Annotated in this window: 14 protein-coding genes, 1 tRNA gene and 1 rRNA gene; 5 read left to right on the top strand and 11 right to left on the bottom strand. The window is 50.6% G+C overall.

Annotated features, from left to right (window positions below):
- Positions 1–68 precede the first annotated feature (68 nt).
- Both rrf and BFW38_RS14320 read left to right on the top strand, forming a co-directional pair.
- Positions 69–184, top strand: a 5S ribosomal RNA gene (gene rrf / locus BFW38_RS14325).
- Positions 185–534: 350 nt separating this feature from the next.
- Positions 535–924 carry a VOC family protein gene (locus BFW38_RS14320; RefSeq protein ID WP_068999512.1) on the top strand — a complete coding sequence of 130 codons (390 nt, stop codon included), beginning with the start codon at positions 535–537 and terminating at the stop codon, positions 922–924.
- 132 nt (positions 925–1,056) lie between these two features.
- Here BFW38_RS14320 and BFW38_RS14315 read toward each other — a convergent pair whose 3' ends face one another.
- The 5 genes from BFW38_RS14315 to BFW38_RS14295 all read right to left on the bottom strand — a co-directional run bounded on the left by BFW38_RS14315 (position 1,057) and on the right by BFW38_RS14295 (position 3,958).
- Entirely contained in the window at positions 1,057–2,343 is a 1,287-nt protein-coding gene (locus BFW38_RS14315; protein ID WP_068999511.1) for a Y-family DNA polymerase, read from the bottom strand.
- 21 nt (positions 2,344–2,364) lie between these two features.
- A complete protein-coding gene (locus tag BFW38_RS14310) occupies positions 2,365–2,784 on the bottom strand; it encodes a LexA family protein (RefSeq protein ID WP_342668854.1) in 420 nt (139 codons plus the stop codon).
- 62 nt (positions 2,785–2,846) lie between these two features.
- On the bottom strand, positions 2,847–3,137 hold the full coding sequence (locus BFW38_RS14305) for an encapsulin-associated ferritin-like protein (protein WP_068999509.1): 291 nt from the start codon (positions 3,135–3,137) through the stop codon (positions 2,847–2,849).
- Between the two features lie 198 nt (positions 3,138–3,335).
- Positions 3,336–3,611 (bottom strand): hypothetical protein, encoded by a 276-nt coding sequence (locus BFW38_RS14300; protein ID WP_068999508.1) that lies wholly within the window; start codon positions 3,609–3,611, stop codon positions 3,336–3,338.
- Positions 3,612–3,881: 270 nt separating this feature from the next.
- Positions 3,882–3,958 (bottom strand) — tRNA-Arg (locus BFW38_RS14295).
- Between the two features lie 356 nt (positions 3,959–4,314).
- Between BFW38_RS14295 and BFW38_RS14290 the strand changes: the two genes are divergently transcribed.
- Complete coding sequence (locus tag BFW38_RS14290) at positions 4,315–4,746, top strand: c-type cytochrome (protein WP_245686170.1); 432 nt, start codon at positions 4,315–4,317, stop codon at positions 4,744–4,746.
- A 157-nt stretch (positions 4,747–4,903) separates the two neighbouring features.
- Here BFW38_RS14290 and rep read toward each other — a convergent pair whose 3' ends face one another.
- The 6 genes from rep to BFW38_RS14260 form a co-directional block, all read right to left on the bottom strand.
- A complete protein-coding gene (gene rep, locus BFW38_RS14285; protein ID WP_245686169.1) occupies positions 4,904–6,967 on the bottom strand; it encodes a DNA helicase Rep in 2,064 nt (687 codons plus the stop codon).
- Positions 6,968–7,024: 57 nt separating this feature from the next.
- A complete protein-coding gene (gene trmL, locus BFW38_RS14280) occupies positions 7,025–7,489 on the bottom strand; it encodes a tRNA (uridine(34)/cytosine(34)/5-carboxymethylaminomethyluridine(34)-2'-O)-methyltransferase TrmL (RefSeq protein WP_068999506.1) in 465 nt (154 codons plus the stop codon).
- A gap of 100 nt (positions 7,490–7,589) precedes the next feature.
- Positions 7,590–9,014, bottom strand: a complete 1,425-nt coding sequence (gene ntrC / locus BFW38_RS14275) for a nitrogen regulation protein NR(I) (protein WP_139116705.1) — start codon at positions 9,012–9,014, stop codon at positions 7,590–7,592.
- Positions 9,015–9,019: 5 nt separating this feature from the next.
- Positions 9,020–10,144 carry a nitrogen regulation protein NR(II) gene (gene glnL, locus BFW38_RS14270; RefSeq protein WP_068999504.1) on the bottom strand — a complete coding sequence of 375 codons (1,125 nt, stop codon included), beginning with the start codon at positions 10,142–10,144 and terminating at the stop codon, positions 9,020–9,022.
- A gap of 557 nt (positions 10,145–10,701) precedes the next feature.
- A complete protein-coding gene (locus BFW38_RS14265) occupies positions 10,702–12,354 on the bottom strand; it encodes an ATP-binding protein (RefSeq protein ID WP_084004676.1) in 1,653 nt (550 codons plus the stop codon).
- Positions 12,355–12,844: 490 nt separating this feature from the next.
- Positions 12,845–13,567 carry a response regulator gene (locus tag BFW38_RS14260; protein ID WP_069000504.1) on the bottom strand — a complete coding sequence of 241 codons (723 nt, stop codon included), beginning with the start codon at positions 13,565–13,567 and terminating at the stop codon, positions 12,845–12,847.
- Positions 13,568–14,025: 458 nt separating this feature from the next.
- Here BFW38_RS14260 and BFW38_RS14255 point away from each other — a divergent pair, with 458 nt between their 5' ends.
- Positions 14,026–16,929 (top strand): ribonucleoside-diphosphate reductase subunit alpha, encoded by a 2,904-nt coding sequence (locus BFW38_RS14255; RefSeq protein ID WP_068999503.1) that lies wholly within the window; start codon positions 14,026–14,028, stop codon positions 16,927–16,929.
- Between the two features lie 194 nt (positions 16,930–17,123).
- Positions 17,124–18,365, top strand: coding sequence for a ribonucleotide-diphosphate reductase subunit beta (locus tag BFW38_RS14250; protein WP_068999502.1), 1,242 nt, complete (start codon positions 17,124–17,126; stop codon positions 18,363–18,365).
- The last annotated feature ends 516 nt before the right edge of the window (positions 18,366–18,881 follow it).

Below are 18,881 nucleotides of genomic sequence, written 5' to 3'. Positions count from 1 at the left end.
CTCGGCGATACGGCTTGAAGACTTGCCCCTTTTCGGGATGCTGCAATAGCATCATCCCAACAGTTTTGCCTGACGACAATAGCGAGTGGGCACCACCTGATCCCATGCCGAACTCAGAAGTGAAACCACTTAGCGCCGATGATAGTGTGGGGTCTCCCCATGTGAAAGTAGGTCATCGTCAGGCATCTATTCCAACGCCCTGCTCATTGAGCAGGGCGTTTTTCGTTGTGGGTACAAATCAAAATCCACTCGATAAAAATACGCGCTCAACCGCAAAACTCCCTCTACCCATATCTATTAATCACAGCCCATCACACCTCTCCATCAATCCCTGGCCTCGGCAGTACGGGGCTTCCCTGCAAACCTTTGCCCACTTCTTAGACTAAAGCGCAAGCTGATACCGGGAGCCCCATCACTAGAGCTTTCTGCCAGAAAGGCGCACTATGTTTGAAGTTCGAAGATGGACTATGTTCGATAGCCAGTTCGCTAGACAACGCTGACTAAATACTGTGAATTTGATGCTGAGGAGTTTAAATGTTCAGTCATATCATGGTGGGTGCGAATGATCTTGAGGTCTCTAAAGCTTTTTATGATGCGACTCTTAAAGTTTTAGGTTGCTCTGAAGGGGTGATGGACAGTAAAGGACGCTGCTTTTATCTCAGCGATACCGGTGTTTTGGCACTCACCTTGCCTCTTAATGGTGAGTCTGCGACTCATGGCAATGGCATGACCATAGGCTTTAAGGCCGAAAGTCCAGAGCAAGTGGATGCATGGCATGCTGCGGGGGTGGCTCATGGTGGGGTGACTTGTGAAGATCCTCCCGGGGTGCGGACCAGTCCAGAAAGAAAGCTCTATTTGGCCTATTTGCGTGATCCCGCGGGCAATAAACTCTGTGCTGCTCATGTCATGCCCCAAGATAGTTAGGCATTATACCGATACTCTTTATTGATATTTGATATTGATAACCCATGGCCCAAGCTTGACCGGTTTGGGCCTTTTGGTATTGAGGTTCGTTGCTTTGAGATCGGCTGAGTTGTAACGCTTAATACATTCCTATTAACTCACACGTGGTAGATCTTGCCAGACGGTGGTGTAACGAGGGGATAGTCGGTCTCGGCGCATATGCCAGTGTTGTTGGGGCCCGCCTTCGGCCGCGATAAAGCTCTGACCGAGCCCTTTTTGGTTCATTCGATCCATTAACGTCATTAATGACTGATGACGTACGGATGGCTGTTCGCTCAGCAGGTCTAATTGGACGCTATCGGCGGTTTGGAGGTCACCGACGATAACGCCGACCTTGTTGAAACGGATGTGTTGCCAGGTCGGATCTTGTTGGCTGAGCTGTTCAAAAAGGTGATGAGCATGCTGTATCAGCTGACGTGAATCATTACTCACCGGATCGAGTGCTTGGTAAGTCTGTCGTCTCACGTTGAGGCCACGTACCTTACCTTTGAGTTGAATGCTGAGGTGTCGGGCGACAAGCCCTTGTCTGCGCAATTTTCGACCACACTTGGCCGCATGAGTAGCGAGTGCTTGTTTTAAAATCGTTGGGTCATTGGTGGACCACTTCAGGGAGCGGCTGTTGATACAGTGATGTTGAGTCTCCGGCCCCTGATTTAAGGCAAAAATACGTTCGCCTCTGAGCTCTCTGAGGGTGCCTTCCAGGAGCCGGTTAAATTGACGTTTTATTAGCGTTGGATCTCGTTCAGCTAAATCTGCAGCTGTTTTGATACCCATTTGACTGAGTCGCGCGGCTAATCGTTGACCCACTCCCCAAACCTGGTGAATGGGTATTTGGGGCAACAGTTGGGCGCGATGCTGCGCTTCATGTAAAGAGGCTTGCCCAGGGCCAATCATCCAAGGGCGGTGAGCATCGGTTTTGGCGAGGCGGTTGGCGAGTTTGGCGAGTGTTTTATTGGGTGCCAAGCCAATACCAATGGGTAGGCCAACCCATTGGGTGACTTGCTGATACATTTGCTGCACTAGGACGATCTGCTTGGGCAAGTCTAATCCGCTACAGTCCGCAAAGGCTTCATCTATAGAGTAAACCTCGATCTCTGGCGCTGTTTGCTCTAATAGGCTCATCACGCGGTTTGACAGGTCTCCATAGAGTGCGTAATTGGAAGAAAATATAGCGGCGCCAGCCTGATCAAGGACTCGCTGTACTTGAAAGAAAGGAACGCCCATTGGAATTTGCAATTGCTTGGCGAGTTCATTGCGGGCAATGATACAGCCATCATTGTTAGAGAGTACCACAACGGCTCGATCACGCAGGTCGGGCCGAAAGAGTTGCTCACAACTGGCATAAAAACTGTTGCAGTCAATCAGGGCGATGCCGTTCATCTCAGCCTCTTATGCTGACGATTATGGTGCTCGAAGGCCATTTCTGAGCGAGTGTAGGTTCCAGGTCACAACGCCAAAGATTTCAAAATCCTGAAATTCGTTGAGTAGGATTGGAGGATAATGTGGATGATGGGCTTTCAGTTGAGGTTGAGGTTTTAGCTGCAGCTCTTTGACGGTGAATTGCTGGTCAAGTCGGGCGATGATGATATGCCCATGACGAGCGGTCAGGCTACGATCGACCACTAGAATATCATCCGGGAAGATGCCAGCCTCGATCATGGAATTGCCTTCGACACGGAGGAAGAAGGTTGCGGCAGGCCGTTGTATGCATAGCTCGTTGAGATCCAGTGGCCGGTCGAGATAATCCGTAGCTGGAGACGGAAAGCCTGCACTAATGCGATTCAGCATTAAAGGGGGAGGTGTCGGTGTTTGGGCGGGCATGATGCACCTCATACACTGTATTTAAATACAGTGTATGAGGTTTGGAATAAAAGCGCTAGTGTTTACTCATGGTGTCCTATGGGACCGTCGGTAAATAGGTAATCACGGAGCTCTTTATCGAAAACGCTATCGTGGCGTCGTATCCACTCGATGACCATCGCGGCATGTTCTTTTTCTTCATCCCGGTTGTGCTTCAGGATGGCCTTGAGCTCTTCATCTTGGCAGGCATCCATGCGTTGGTTGTACCAATCAACGGCTTCCATCTCTTCCATCAATGAAACGATAGCACGGTGCATATCGCGGGTCTCATGAGAGAGTTCAGGCACCGGTTCGTGATAGCTTTCGCTCGACATAACGATCTCCTCAGGGGTTAAAGGGCGAGGTCAGGTACTCGCCAAAGTCGGTTCATCATCATGACTGATGACGAGTCTGCTATCGACCATCAAGCATGAGTTTGGCTCAGATAGTCAACATCAATGCGGCGTTAGTTGTGCCGTGAAGCTACTTTTTCATAAGGCCGTTTTCTCTATGAAGCTATTGTCTTCATGAGATTACTTCGCCTTTGATGGACCCGCTTCAGGCGTGTGAGCTGATTGAGATGAATGTTCAGGGTTAGGCGTTGGAGAAGACGACGGTTGTTGAGGTGGTGCTTGATCTTCTTCCTGTTGGAGGTATCGTTCGAGATCCTCCCAATCATGAGGGGTGCCCACCTGCATGTTTTCTGGGTGACGGGCGCGTTCTAGTGCTTGGCCTCGCAAACTATGATCGGTCTGTTCATCGTCGTCCTTGTCGAGACCATATTTCCGCATAAACTCATCAGCACGCATAAGGTCCTCCAATGTGACGAGGTTTGTGCTTCGCAAAGGTGATGGTGCTTCCCACGTCCAGCCTTGTTTGACTATAGCGTGTATTCAACTATAAATACGGACTAGAACGCTGTAATACATTCAATATGAGGTTGGTTCGACCTGTCTTCAATGGGTCGTGATCTCAATTCGCGAGCCTAACTTGCGCGATGCGTGTGTATTCGGTGAGGAGTTGATTGCTGAAGGAAGGGCACGATAGAGGGAGGTTTGTCATATGATATGACTATCGAATGGCGCGCCCGACAGGATTCGAACCTGTGACCCCTGCCTTCGGAGGGCAGTACTCTATCCAGCTGAGCTACGGGCGCTTGTTTTCGATCTCGCCGTTGGAGATACTGCGAAAACGGGTTGAATTATAAGGACCTACGGCGCCCCTTGTCCACCCAGATCGCCACTGAATTGGGTCTGAGTGATGAATTAGTCGGTTGTAGGTCTTAGTGAAGGGCTGAATGACAAGATTAACCTGAGCAAGATCAATGTTGTTTGAATCTATACTCGCGCTGGGCGAGGACTCCCGGCAAGATAGCAAAACATCCTTTCTTGGTTTGTAATGAAAGGACGGATTGATCTAAACGCCTGAAGAAAAATGCCAGAACAGTTCAGTGGCACTGCTGGGGATGCAGGTCATGTTCTGGCCGGAAACGACTGACTAGAGGTGGTGAGCGTGAAATTGAGCACTCGGGTAGGCCGTCATCTGGCCATGATGAGCATGATGGTGCTGGGCTTGTTAAGCATGCCGACCCAGGCAGCCAATACAGATGCAATGGCTGAGCGTTTAAAGCCAGTGGGTGAATTGTGTCTGCAAGGAATGGATTGCGGTGGTGCAGCACCTGTGGCAGCAGCCAGTAGCGGCAGCCTCTCGGGTGAAGAGGTTTATAATCAAGTATGTATGGCGTGTCATGCAACTGGCGCTGCCGGTGCCCCTAAACTAGGCGATACAGCAGCTTGGGCGCCGCGCCTTGATAAAGGCATGGAGACATTACATAACCATGCCTTAAATGGTTTTAATGCGATGCCTGCTAAAGGTGGACGGCCTGACTTATCCGATGAGGAAGTCATGGCGGCGGTCGACTATATTGTAGAAGGCAGCCGCTAATCGCCAAGGTATGGCGATGTCACCGGGCGGCGAGGGTGCCGCCCGGTCTTTCTCGTTTTGGGCTAGTGCTGCTTGGTGTTAAATTGAACAGTACCCATTGATCGCGCTTCTGGTGCGATGTCGTTTAGGTTAACGATACCGCTTGAAGTACGGTGGGTTATTTTTTATTAGGGCCGAGCATTGCCTCGATTGCATCTAGGTGGCTGATGCCGCGTTCAAACTTTTCTTGTTTGTCTTCTTCCCGTGTTTCGCGCCCTTCCCAGGTAATACACTCTTCAGGTAACTCATCGAGAAAGCGACTGGGCGTACAGTTCAGCATTTCGCCGAAAGTTTTACGCTGCTGCGTCAGGGTGATCATTAATTGTTCCCGTGCCCGAGTGATCCCGACATACGCCAGTCGGCGTTCTTCTTCGATATTACCTTCCTCGACGCTGACCCGGTGAGGCAGTAAGTCTTCTTCCATTCCCATCAGAAAGACTTGAGGGAATTCGAGCCCTTTGGACGCATGCAGCGTCAGGAGTTGGACGCGGTCATCATCTTCTTCCTCGGCTTGCTGTTCTAGCATATCGCGCAGTACCAGACGTGCAATCGCCTCGCGTACGCCTGACTCAGGATCTTCTTCCTGCAAGCGCTTCATGGTTTCGCGTAATGCATCGACCAAGGTCCAGACATTAGCATAACGACGTTCGGCCACCGTTGGGGCGCTGGCATTTTGATGTAGCCAAGCATCGTAATCCATGTCGCGAATCATTTCGCTGATGGCCTCTATAGGCTCATCTTGTTCACAGCGTTGAATGACGCCATCCAGCCAGTGGGTAAAACGCCTTAAACGATCAATCGCACGTTCTGATAGATGCTGTTCCAGGCCAATTTCGTGGCACGCAGAGAAAAGGCTGATTTCCCGCTGTGTGGCGTAATTGGCTAATCGCTCTAGTGTCGAGGGGCCAATTTCACGGCGAGGAATATTCACGATACGTAGAAAGGCATTGTCATCTGCTGGGTTAATCAGCAAGCGCAGATAGGCCATGAGATCTTTGATCTCGTTACGCGAGAAAAAGCTGGTGCCGCCACTGATTTTATAAGGAATCTGAAAAGCTTGGAGCTTGATCTCCAATAGCCGGGATTGATGGTTTCCTCGGTATAAGACCGCAAAATCCCGGTAGGCGCACTGTTGTTTAATGCGACGAGTGAGAATTTCGCTGGCGATGCGTTCAGCTTCAGCTTCTTCATTACGACAAGTGATAATGCGAATGCGCTCCCCCGGCCCCATTTCACTCCAGAGGGTCTTCTCATAGACGTGAGGGTTGTAAGCAATCAGGGTGTTCGCCGCATTGAGGATATGACTGGTGGAACGATAGTTCTGTTCGAGTTTGACCACCTTAAGGTTGGGAAAGTCTTCGTTCAGTTGAACGAGGTTTTCAGGCCGCGCGCCGCGCCAAGCATAGATGGATTGATCATCATCACCGACCACCGTAAATGTGCGGCGTTCCTGCATCAGTTGGCGGACCAGTCGATACTGACTGATATTGGTGTCCTGGTATTCATCCACCAGCATATAGTGAATGCGTCGTTGCCACTTTTGCAGTACTTCTGGGTGTTGCTGGAACAGGCGTACAGGCAGGCGAATAAGGTCATCAAAATCGACCGCATTGTAAGCCTGTAAATGGCGGTTGTAGAGTTCATAGGTGCGGGCGGCCAATGCATGATCTGGTGTTTCCGCATGGGAGAGGGCTTCGCCAGGCTCTACCAGATCATTTTTCCAATTGGAGATCATATGCTGGACCTGATTAATCTGGTCAGCATCTACCTGAGCATCTTTGTGCATCAAATCGCGAATGAGCGCTTTAGCATCTTCGGCATCGAAGAGAGAAAAACCGCTTTTGTAACCCAGCTGTTTGACTTCTTTACGGATGATGTCCAACCCTAAAGAGTGGAATGTTGAGACCATGAGGCCTCGACTTTCTTCTCGGCTGAGCATGCGCCCGACGCGTTCTTTCATCTCGCGTGCGGCTTTATTGGTAAAGGTGACCGCACAGATATGGCGAGCTTTGAGACCACACGTTTTGATTAGATAAGCCATCTTGGTCGTGATGACGCTGGTTTTCCCCGAGCCCGCTCCAGCTAGGACCAGCAAGGGGCCATCAATGCGTTCAACTGCTTCTCGTTGACGAGGATTCAGCTTACTCAGTAATGGGTCCATATTGGCAGTGGTTTCGCGCATGAGTGGGTGTTTAACAATACCTCTACGGATGGATCACATCTAGGTATTGTCCTGGGATCAACGGGCGCTAATAAAGCCCAGCTGACGCCAGACTTCATAAGTGACGATGGCGCAGGCGTTAGAGAGGTTGAGGCTGCGGCTATCGGCCAACATCGGAATCCGAAGGCGCTGTTCTGCCGGAAGACTATCAAGTATCTCCGCAGGTAAACCTCGGGTTTCAGGCCCTAACAGCAATAGATCATCGGTTTGATATGTTAGCTCGTGATAAGGGCGGCTGCCTTTGGTCGTCAAGGCCATGACCCGGCTATGAGGATGCTGGGTGAGTAGATGGTTGAGGTCTGGGTGGACTTGTACTCGAGCCCATTCATGGTAGTCGAGACCTGCTCGACGCAGGCGTTTATCATCCAGCTCAAATCCCAAGGGTTCGATCAGGTGTAGATCAAAGCCGGTATTGGCACATAAACGGATAATATTGCCGGTATTCGGTGGAATTTCCGGCTGGAAAAGAACAATACTTGGCATGATGATGATCTCGGCCTGAATTGATCAGGCTCAGCGGGTCTGCAAAGACCCGCAATTATAACACGCCATCGCCTCTGATCTGACAGCCTATTCATCCTCTCTATTCATCCTCTGGATGATCGGTACTACTCATCCCCAGTTCCTTGAGCTTACGAGTCAGGGTATTGCGGCCCCAGCCCAGTAGTTCAGCCGCATCACGTTTACGACCGCCAGTATGCTTCAGTGCGGACTCAATCATAATATGCTCAAAAGCGGGGATGGCGTGATCAAGCAGTTTGGTTTCACCTCGCATTAGGGCTTGTTCCGCCCATTGCTTGAGCGCGGTTTCCCAATCACTGGAAACACGATCTGGACTCTGGTGCAATAACTCTGGTGGCAAATCGCCAATCAGCACTTCTCGCCCTGAAGCCATCACCGTCAGCCAGCGGCAGGTATTTTGCAATTGGCGAACATTACCTGGCCAGTTCAGACGCATCATATAGTCTAGGGTTTCTTGCTTAAGGACTTTGGGCTCGGTTTCCAGTTCGCGGGCCGCTGATGCGAGAAAGTGTTCGGCTAATTGGGGGATGTCTTCGCGCCTTTCACGCAAAGCGGGTAGATGAATGCGGATGACGTTGAGGCGATGGAATAGATCTTCACGAAATTTGCCTTCATGAACCAGATGCTCTAGATCCTGGTGAGTCGCGGCGACAATACGGACATCCACTTTGACCGGTGTATGCCCCCCGACGCGATAAAATTCGCCATCGGCCAATACTCGGAGCAATCGGGTTTGCGTTTCTGCGGGCATATCCCCGATTTCGTCCAGAAATAATGTGCCCCCATGCGATTGTTCGAAGCGTCCTCGACGTTGAGCAGCAGCCCCTGTAAACGCCCCTTTTTCGTGACCGAATAACTCTGATTCAATTAAGTCGCGGGGAATTGCCGCCATGTTGAGTGCAATAAAGGGCTCACGTGCACGTGGGCTGTGTTGGTGCAAGGCCTGAGCGACTAACTCTTTCCCTGTGCCTGATTCACCATTAATTAATACGGTGATCGTGGAGTGGGACAGCCGACCAATGGCGCGGAACACCTCTTGCATCGCCGGTGCTTCACCAATAATTTCAGTGTGTTGCGGTGGCATCGAGGCTTGTTCGGTGCCGGGAGCGTGTTGCTGTTCCTTGGCTTGTAGCATCGCACGTTGGACTAAGCTGACCGCATCATCCACGTCAAAGGGCTTGGGCAAATACTCAAAGGCCCCACCTTGATAGGACGCCACCGCGCTTTCCAAGTCCGAGTGAGCGGTCATGATGATCACGGGCAGGTCGGGGTGGGCTTGGCGTAATGTGCTGAGCAGTTCAAGGCCATCCATACCTGGCATGCGAATATCCGTCAGGATCGCATCAGGGCTTTGTCGACTCAGTTGTTTAAGCGCTGCATCAGCCCGGTCAAATGCTGTCGTTTGAATATTCTCTTGTTCCAAGGCGCGTTCCAGCACCCAGCGGATCGAACGATCGTCGTCGATGATCCAGACATGGCCTTGCATAGACGTCATGAGACTGCTCCTGTCAATGGATGAGTCGGCGTATTGGGGTCATTCTTGTCGTCGAGTTCAAAAGGTAAGAGCAGGCTGAACTCTGTACGGCCTGGATGACTGATACACTCGATCAGACCGCCATGTTGTTGTACGACTGACTGAGCAATGGTGAGTCCAAGTCCTGTGCCTTCAGCGCGCCCACTCACCATGGGATAAAAAATCTTTTCCAGTATCTCGCTGGGAATGCCTGGGCCATTGTCAATAATACGTACCTGACAGACTAATCGATGGCGCGACATGCCTAGAGTGAATTGACGTCTGGCTCGTGTTTGCAAGCGGATGCGACCATTGGTTTGTCCTGACTCGGTGATCGCTTGAATGCCGTTACGGACAATGTTCAATACAGCTTGAATCAACTGCTCCTGATCCCCTGTCAGTTCTGGCAAGCTGGGGTCATAATCTCGAATCAGCTGCACTCGCTCACCAAACTCTGCTTCAGCTAGCGCATAGACTCTTTCTAATACGGCATGGATATTCAACAGTTGCATGTCGGGTAGCGTGCGTGGCCCCAACATACGATCAACGAGGTTGCGCAGTCGGTCGGCTTCTTCAATGATGACACGGGTGTAATCGTGCAAGCTTTCATCTGGAAGGGCTCTTTCCAGTAGTTGCGCCGCGCCGCGAATACCTCCTAGTGGGTTTTTGATTTCGTGCGCCATACCTCTGACCAGTACGCGTACGGTTTCTTGTTTAGAGAAAATATCCTCTTCACGAGAAATGCGCAGTAGCCGATCCCGTGGATCAATCTCTACGATGAGTTGGGTCTGCTGGTGTTCGCTTAATGGGGTGACGGTGTAATCCACTGTAATGGTATCGCCATTATGCAGTTGGAGTTCGCTCTCACGTTTAGTAAAAGGGTGTCCACTGTCGACCGCCTCTTGTAAGGGGTCTAGGCGTTGATCGGCCTCCTGAAACAATGACGCCAGTGGCTGATGTTTAACCCGAGCCAAACTGGCCGCCAAGAGCATCTCTGCCGCCGGATTCAAATACTCGATGGTCATATGATCGCCATCAAGCAACAGCACGGCGGTGGTCAGGTTGTCGAGTAAATGTGGGGGCTGTGCACTTGTTGGACTCATCGTCGCCTCCTGTTGGATACAAGACCGATGCAAAAGCCGCACCAGAAATGGCCATTACGACTATTAAGGCTCGCAATGTTCTGAATTTAGCGGCTTTGAGGGCTGTGGATCATCCCTTTTTTATCGCCTGTGTTCCAATTTTGTGCATGAAAAAATAAAAATGCACTTTTAAGGTGCGTTTGTGTGTCTTTACGGGCTTTAGTCTTGCTCAGTGCGCCTGTGTCGGGAGTTTAATTTATGGATGATATTTCTCGGGCGAGCGCATGATGCTCAGGAGGTGCCAGATGATGCTTAGCATGACCGGTGTGGTGTTGAGAGAGGGGAGGGCGAAGAATGCTGTGGCACAAACACAAAAAATGGCGGAATAAAAAAAGGCCCTCCGAAATTCGGAAGGCCTCTCCATGAAAGGAGATGCGGTTACTCTAACCGCTCAACCTGCATTCCAATGAACTGCAGGGTCAGCATACGATGTTGAGCTAATAACACCTTGATCCCGATCAAAAAGCCGTGTCAGTCGTGTTTTCCTATCCCTAGACTCATGTTGCTGGGCGACTCCATTAAATGGGAGCACGTAAAGGGGGGTCTGAATCCAATTGTTCGCGCGGCAGTAACAAGGAGAAACGCGCCCCCTGAAGTGTTGGGCTGCGATCAACCAAAGCACCTCCGCGGTGCCAGTACGTAATACGCTGCACGATGGAGAGCCCGAGACCATAACCCCCTGAACTGCGCGCCCGACTATCGTCCAGACGAGAGAAGGGGGCAAAAACACGCTCCCAATCATGTTCAGGAATACCTTCTCCATCATCTTCAACATCAACCCTGAGTGTTTCAGCTTCAAAGTGGCAGCGTATTCTGATGCGGTGTCGGGCATAGCGAATAGCATTACCCACGAGGTTTTGCACTGCGCGCTGGAAGTAACGTGGCTCGATACTGGCATCACCTTGGTAAGCATGGCTGCCACTGACATCCAGTACCAACGTGAGTTGAGGCTGGGTGCGTTGAAAGCTCTGCACGACTTCTCGTGTGAGCTGCACAACATTGCTGCGTGCGAAGCTCAGTTTCAAACCATCTTGCCCTAAGCGGGCGTAGGTTAAAATTTCGTCGACGAGTTCATTGAGCTCATCAATATCCTTATCGATACCGGCTAACTGCTTATGAATAGCAGGATCATCGGTAAAATCTTCAATCATCTGCATGCCAAAGCGGACACGTGCCACTGGAGTACGCAGTTCATGTGAAACCGCATGAATCATTTCTTGTTGCGTGCGCAGTAATCCTTGAACCTGTTCAGCCATGCGATTAAATGACTGGGCGAGGCGGCCGACAAAGTCGCTACTGTTAGTGGCAACGCGACTATTGAGATTTCCCGCAGCAATCTGACTGGCCGCTTTTTCAACCTGTCGCAATCGCTTTTCCAGCGTGCGAATAAACCACCAAGTGGCCGTCCCGAGTAACAGCAGTGCCATTAGGGATACCCCGGCCAATAGACTCACCGGATATTGATTGAACAGTGCAATGGGGCCCAGTTTTAACCAAGTGCCCGGGCCTATCTGCGCATAGCTGACCACGGTTTGGGCATCGTCTGAAAAGAGAACCACTTGTTCTCCCCTATCCAGACGCTGGCGCTGTAGTGGGTCGACAGTTCTTGGTAGTTGGTCAAGCAGTGCGATGTCGTAGCGGAATCGGCTCTGTAAGATTTTCAAGCGTTCATGACGCAATTCCATGGGCGTACGTTGCAGATCCCGCAGAATCAGGTAAATCGAGGCACTGGCTTGCTGTTCTGTGACGCGCCATAAGCGCCCGACCAGCAGTGTCGGCTCTCCGGGCAATTGGCGAATGACTTGCAATTCACCTGTCGGACGTTTTTCGACAATGACTCGCCCATTGTGAAAGCGCTCGAGTGACCAGCTGCTCCAATCTTGCTTATTCAGCGGCTGTAAGCTGAGCTCAAGCCCCAATGTGCGATTAAGTTCTTCAACCCAATGGGTTCTTAATGCGGGCGGCAAGGGCGAGGCTTCATTGATCAGCGTTGAAAATAAGCCGCTGAGCAAGTTTTCTTGATACGCTTCTTCTCGAATCAAGTTGGTCATGGCGACAATCGCCACTGAGAGCAGGACAATTAGGATCAGAGCCCCCAACATGCCGACATAGACGCGTAGGAAGATATTTCCCAGAACCTGCCTGACCAGACGGTTGCGTTCTGCTTTCATGGCCAAAACGTGTCCATGCTAATGCGGTGTACCACACGCGAAGTGACAGATAACGCAGGCACGGGCTGATGTCCTTTTTGAACAAATCGCTATAGTTTTAAACATCTGGCTACAGTGATAAACCAAGTGTCTATAGTGTCGATCAGCGGTGCCGATCAACGCGCGCATGCCTGGAAGACAATAAATAAAGTGGTGTTGAGCTCAATTGTTGGGTCATGATCGGTGCGATCGATTTTAGCGATAGGCAAGGCGCCGGTACAGAAGTCTGTCCAAACGGTGCCTCCTCACGAGAATGATGGTTCACGTGAAGAGGCCTGCAGCATGATGGATATGTTCATGCTGTATCCGTCTTTTGGGCTTTTGGCTTAAGTCGCTAACTCAACGCTTATTTATTAAGCTCAGTGCTTAAGGTTTAGTGCTTAAGGTTTAGTGCTTAAGGGCCAGCGCTTTAATTCTGGCACTTTAGGCCTCACGCCTTAGACCCCGAGCTTTAGACCTCGCGCACAAACAGATAGCCCTTGCTACGCACCGTTTTAATACGACGCGGGTGCATCGGGTCATCGCCGACCTTCGGACGAATACGTGAGACCCTGACGTCAATAGAGCGATCCTGCCCGTCATATTCAATGCCTCGTAAGGCGGTGAAGATCTCTTCACGCGTCAATACGCGACCGGCATTTGAAGCCAATAGCCATAGCAGATCAAATTCTGCGCTGGTTAAATCAATACCTTCGTCATTGAGCCAAGCTTCACGCATGGCACTGTCAATGACTAGGTCGCCAAACTCTAGACGGGCTGGTGCACCGTCATCATCTTCGGGCAGTGGCTGCGAGTCAGCTCGGCGTAGCAGTGCCCGTACTCTAGCGAGCAGAACACGCGGACGCACAGGCTTAGCGACATAATCGTCGGCGCCCATTTCTAAGCCGAGTACCTGATCCATATCGTCGGTTCGGGCGGTCAGCATTAGAATAGGGCCCGCGTAATCCGGGCGCACACGGCGACAGACGCCTAAGCCATCTTCACCAGGTAACATTACATCCAGGATTACCAAGTCCGGTCGTTCCTGAAGAATATGTTCAACCGCACGGTTGCCATCTTCCTCTACGGCGACCTGGAAACCATTGCCTTCCAGATATTCCTGAGTCAACGTCGCCAGACGAGTATCATCTTCGACGATCAGGATGCGGGGAGTGTCATGCGCTTCCACGGGCATCTCTCTTTTGTTTATTGAAACTTCAACGACTTGTTCAGCGCTCATCATACCCCAACCAGAGCGCATGACAATTGAGCTTAGTGTAACGATCATCTAGATCAATCTGTGCGTCAATACCGATATAAAAGTTTCATCTGTATCGCGTGGTATGCACGAGACTGAGTGGCCTTCATTAGGCCCCTGCTTGGCTGCCGGGTAAGTGAGCAGTAACCACACACAAACTACCCACAACTTATCCACTTTTCTAGCACTTGCATGATGGGCAAAACAACACTATCTTGTGCCTCGAATAGCGGTGATGCCCATATATAGGGGTTGAAACCTCCGCGCTCACCAGCCATGGATTGCAATGTCAACTCTTGACAAGTGCTTAATTGAATCTCTTTGAGCGCCGACAATTGAAACGTAATACGTTACTTTTCTGCTCCTTTTGAAACGAAATCTGAACAGGCCTGAACATGCAAAGCGTGACTTCTAATGACCAGGATAGCCTGGCAATGACGGCACCGGGTAGTTTACGCGTGATTAAACGCACCGGTGATGTTGCTCCTTATAGCTCCGACAAGATTGCGGTGGCCATGCGTAAGGCCTTTATCGCAGTTGAAGGGAGTGAAGCCGATGCATCCAGCCGCATTCGTGACTTTGTTGAAGAGGCGGCTGAGCAAATTACCGAAGCCTTTCAGCGTCGCATGCCTGATGGCGGTACGGTGCATATTGAGGATATCCAGGATCAGGTCGAATTAGCGCTAATGCGTGCCGGTGAGCAAAAAGTGGCTCGCGCTTATGTCCTGTATCGCGAAGAGCATGCGCGTATGCGTGCTGCGATGGATAATGGCATCAGTAAACCGCATCCGAGTATTCGCGTGACTCAACCTGATGGTAGTCAGCGACCACTGGATCTGGGTCGCATCGAAACTATTGTGGCTGAGGCTTGTGAAGGATTAGCGAATGTTGATTCTAAGCGAATTGTTGATGATTCACTGAAAAATCTTTATGACGGTGTGCCGATTCAAGGCGTGTCTACTGCCTTGATGATGACGGCGCGGACGTTGGTTGAGAAAGAGCCTAATTACACTTATGTGACGGCGCGTCTGTTGATGGACAACCTGCGTAGTGAGGCTTTGTCTTTCTTGGAGGTTGCAGAAAATGCGACTTACCATGAAATGCGTGAATTTTACCCACAGGCCTTCAAGGCTTATATCGCGCGTGGGGTTGAGTATGAGCAGCTGGATCCCCGTTTAGCAGAGTTTGATCTTGAGCGTTTAGGCGCGGCCTTGAACCCAGAAGGCGATCAGCAGTTTTCCTATTTAGGTCTGCAAACACTGTATGACCGTTACTTTATCCACCGTGATGGCGTGCGTTATGAACTGCCTCAGGTGATGTTTATGCGCGTTGCGATGGGGTTATCGCTGAATGAAGATGACCGAGAAGCGCGTGCGATTGAGTTTTATCAGCTGTTGTCACACTTTGATTACATGGCGTCAACGCCGACCTTGTTCAATGCAGGCACGGTACGGAGCCAATTGTCGTCTTGCTATTTGACCACTGTACCGGATGATCTGGATGGTATTTACACGGCTATCCGTGATAACGCCATGTTGTCCAAATGGGCGGGAGGTCTTGGCAATGACTGGACGCCAGTTCGTGCGCTGGGCTCTTACATTAAAGGTACGAACGGAAAAAGCCAGGGCGTGGTGCCTTTCCTCAAAGTCGTCAATGACACTGCGGTTGCCGTCAATCAGGGCGGAAAGCGCAAAGGGGCCGTCTGTGCGTATCTGGAAACTTGGCACTTGGATGTTGAAGAGTTTCTGGAGCTGCGCAAAAACACCGGTGATGACCGTCGTCGTACCCATGATATGAATACGGCCAACTGGGTGCCGGATTTATTTATGGAGCGTGTATTTAAAGATGAAGAGTGGACGCTGTTCTCTCCTTCTGATTGCGCCGATCTACACGACCTTTATGGCCATGAGTTCCGTGAAGCTTATGAACGTTATGAAGTGAAAACACGCAATGGCGAAATCAAACTATTTAAACGGGTGAAAGCGCAGGATCTATGGCGCAAGATGCTGTCGATGCTGTTTGAAACCGGCCACCCGTGGATTACGTTTAAAGATCCGTGCAACCTGCGTAGCCCGCAGCAGCATATTGGCGTGGTACACAGCTCAAACTTGTGCACTGAGATCACGCTGAATACCTCTAAAGACGAAATTGCGGTATGTAATCTGGGCTCGATCAATCTGTCTCGTCATATCGTTAATGGTGAGTTGGATGCGGAAAAGCTCAAGCAGACCGTGAAAACTGCAGTACGGATGCTCGATAACGTTATCGATATCAACTATTACGCTGTTGAGCAGGCCCGCAATTCGAATCTCAAGCATCGCCCGGTTGGACTTGGCATCATGGGATTCCAGGATGCCCTTTATCAACAGGGTATTGCTTACGCTTCCGATGAAGCGGTGACCTTCGCCGACCACTCTATGGAGCTGATCAGTTATCACGCGATTGAAGCTTCCAGTGACTTAGCGGCAGAGCGCGGCTGTTATGAAACTTTTGAGGGCTCTTTGTGGAGTCAGGGTGTATTACCCCTGGATTCTATTGAGCGCTTGCGTGAGGCGCGTGGCAGCGAGTTTATCGAAGTCGATACCTCGTCAACTCAGGATTGGGATCACTTGCGCCATAAGGTGACCACTCAGGGCATGCGTAACTCTAATGTGATGGCCATTGCGCCGACGGCCACTATTTCTAATATCTGTGGTGTCTCTCAGTCGATCGAGCCGACTTATCAGAATCTTTATGTGAAATCGAACCTGTCAGGTGAATTCACCGTAGTGAATCCTTTCATGGTGGCGGATCTAAAAGAAGCGGGCTTGTGGGATGAGGTCATGGTGAACGACCTGAAATATTATGATGGTTCGTTACAGCCGATTGAGCGGGTACCGGAATATTTGAAAGCTCGTTATGCCACTGCATTTGAGGTTGAGCCCAAATGGTTGGTTGATGCCGCTTCGCGTCGTCAGAAATGGCTTGATCAGGCACAGTCTCTGAATCTCTATATTCAGGGCGTTTCGGGTAAGAAGTTGGATGTGACCTATCGTATGGCTTGGTATCGCGGCCTGAAAACGACTTATTACCTGCGTGCTTTAGGAGCGACTTCGGTTGAAAAATCAACGGTGAATCGTTCTAGCCTGAATGCGGTGGGTAATTCCTCTGCACCAGAGGCCGCACCGTCAGCCGCTCCGGCACCGCAAAAATCAGCCCCTCGTGGCGTTGATGAATTTTTACAAAACCCGCAAGCCGCTGGTCGTCGCGCACCCACAGCCGCAGAGCTGGATGAACTGGGTTGTGAAGCCTGTCAATAGGTGATGTTTGGGCTCGGCGGAGAGGTTTCGCCGAGCCTTCAGTCTATCGTAGATGACCCGTCTTATTTGTTAGGCACCAGGTCGGGTGTTCTTTGACGTATTTTTACTTTGATGCACTGTTCAGAGGCCAATTTAAGCCCTGATGCTCAAGTGCTACTTTTTTAATAGCCCCCATATTTTAGGAGATAATCCCCATGTTGAGCTGGGATGATTACGAAGAAGAGGCTCCGGCAGCGGCCACCCCGAAAGCTAAACCTCAAGTCGCTGAGTCGACCCCTCAGCCGGTAGCCCCAGAACCAACGCCTGCGCCTCAGGCGCGTGCCGTGCCTGCCACTACAGAAGCCCGTGTGGCTCAGGCTCGTGAGGCATTGGAAGCACTGGATGTCGCGGCAGGTCTCGAAGAGCTGGAAATGGGTGCGCAGCGGATTGAAGTTGATGACAAACGCATGATCAATTGTCGCGCCGACCTCAATCAATTGGTCCCGTTCAAATATGATTGGGCTTGGCAGAAGTATTTGGATGGGACGGCCAACCACTGGATGCCGCAAGAAATTAACATGAATGCGGATATTGCTTTGTGGAAGAGCCAGGATGGCCTGACGGATGATGAACGCCTGATCGTCATGCGTTCTCTAGGGTACTTTTCGACAGCCGATTCTCTGGTGGCCAATAACTTGGTGTTGGCGATCTATCGCCTGATCACTAACCCGGAATGTCGTCAGTATCTATTGCGCCAAGCGTTTGAAGAAGCCATTCATACCCATGCCTACCAGTATTGTGTGGAGTCGCTGGGGATGGATGAAGGCGAAGTCTTCAATATGTATCGTGAAGTACCGTCTGTTGCGGCTAAATCTGCCTGGAGCTTGAAACATACTCAATCCTTGGCACGTCCTGATTTCCAGACGGGTACACCAGAAACGGATCAAGAGCTGCTGCGCAACATGATCGCCTTCTATGTCGTCACGGAAGGGGTATTTTTCTATTGCGGTTTCTCCCAGATTCTATCTATGGGGCGACGCAATAAAATGACCGGTGTGGCCGAGCAGTTCCAGTACATTTTGCGTGATGAATCCATGCACCTGAACTTTGGGATCGATATGATCAACCAGATCAAAATCGAGAACCCTCATTTGTGGACACCTGAGTTTCAGGAAGAAGTCACCCAGATGGTCATTGAAGGGACGGAACTGGAAATCGCCTATGCGCGAGATACGATGCCGCGTGGCGTGCTGGGGATGAATGCCGCCATTATGGAAGAGTATCTACACTTTATCTGTAACCGTCGTTTAGCTCAGATTGGTCTGAAAGAAGTGTATCCGGGCGCAGAGAACCCCTTCCCGTGGATGAGTGAAATCATCGACTTGCGCAAAGAGAAAAACTTCTTTGAAACCCGTGTGACTGAGTATCAAGTCGGCGGTGCTCTTAACTGGGATTGATGTTGTGATGATTTAGGGCTCCACATCGAGTGGTGGAGCCCTATTATAAAAAGACGTTTACAGGTAGCCGCTGTAAGCGTCTTATTCGGCAAAGTATGTGATTATATCTTGGCCGACCTAAAGCCTATAAAAACGCCACCGGTATTGTTATCGGTGGCGTTTTTGTTTGATCTTGATGCATAGGTAGGTCGACAAGCTTAGCTGATCAACGGAATAGGGGTGGTCATGGCAAATGCCAGGGCCATCACAACGAGTGCTGAAGGAATAAAGCGCATGGTGAGACTCCTGTCTGTATACCTGCGTTAATGTCGAGGCTTCAATCCGTGTGATTAAGGCCATCTCATGGCGGGTGATAGAAAGCATAAATGATATTGATTGTTATTTGCAATAGTGAGTTGTGATTTTAGTGATGTCGATTGAGTACGACAGTTTGGGTTGCTTGGTCTCATGTCGACACCCCCCCATGACACGGGCTTAGCGCATATTGATGTGAATGACTGAATGGGTATCAGGCAG

Source organism: Terasakiispira papahanaumokuakeensis (assembly GCF_001709345.1).
Taxonomy (GTDB): domain Bacteria; phylum Pseudomonadota; class Gammaproteobacteria; order Pseudomonadales; family Halomonadaceae; genus Terasakiispira; species Terasakiispira papahanaumokuakeensis.
Note: the sequence above shows the minus strand (reverse complement) of the source record. Positions and strands in the feature narration are given on the sequence as shown.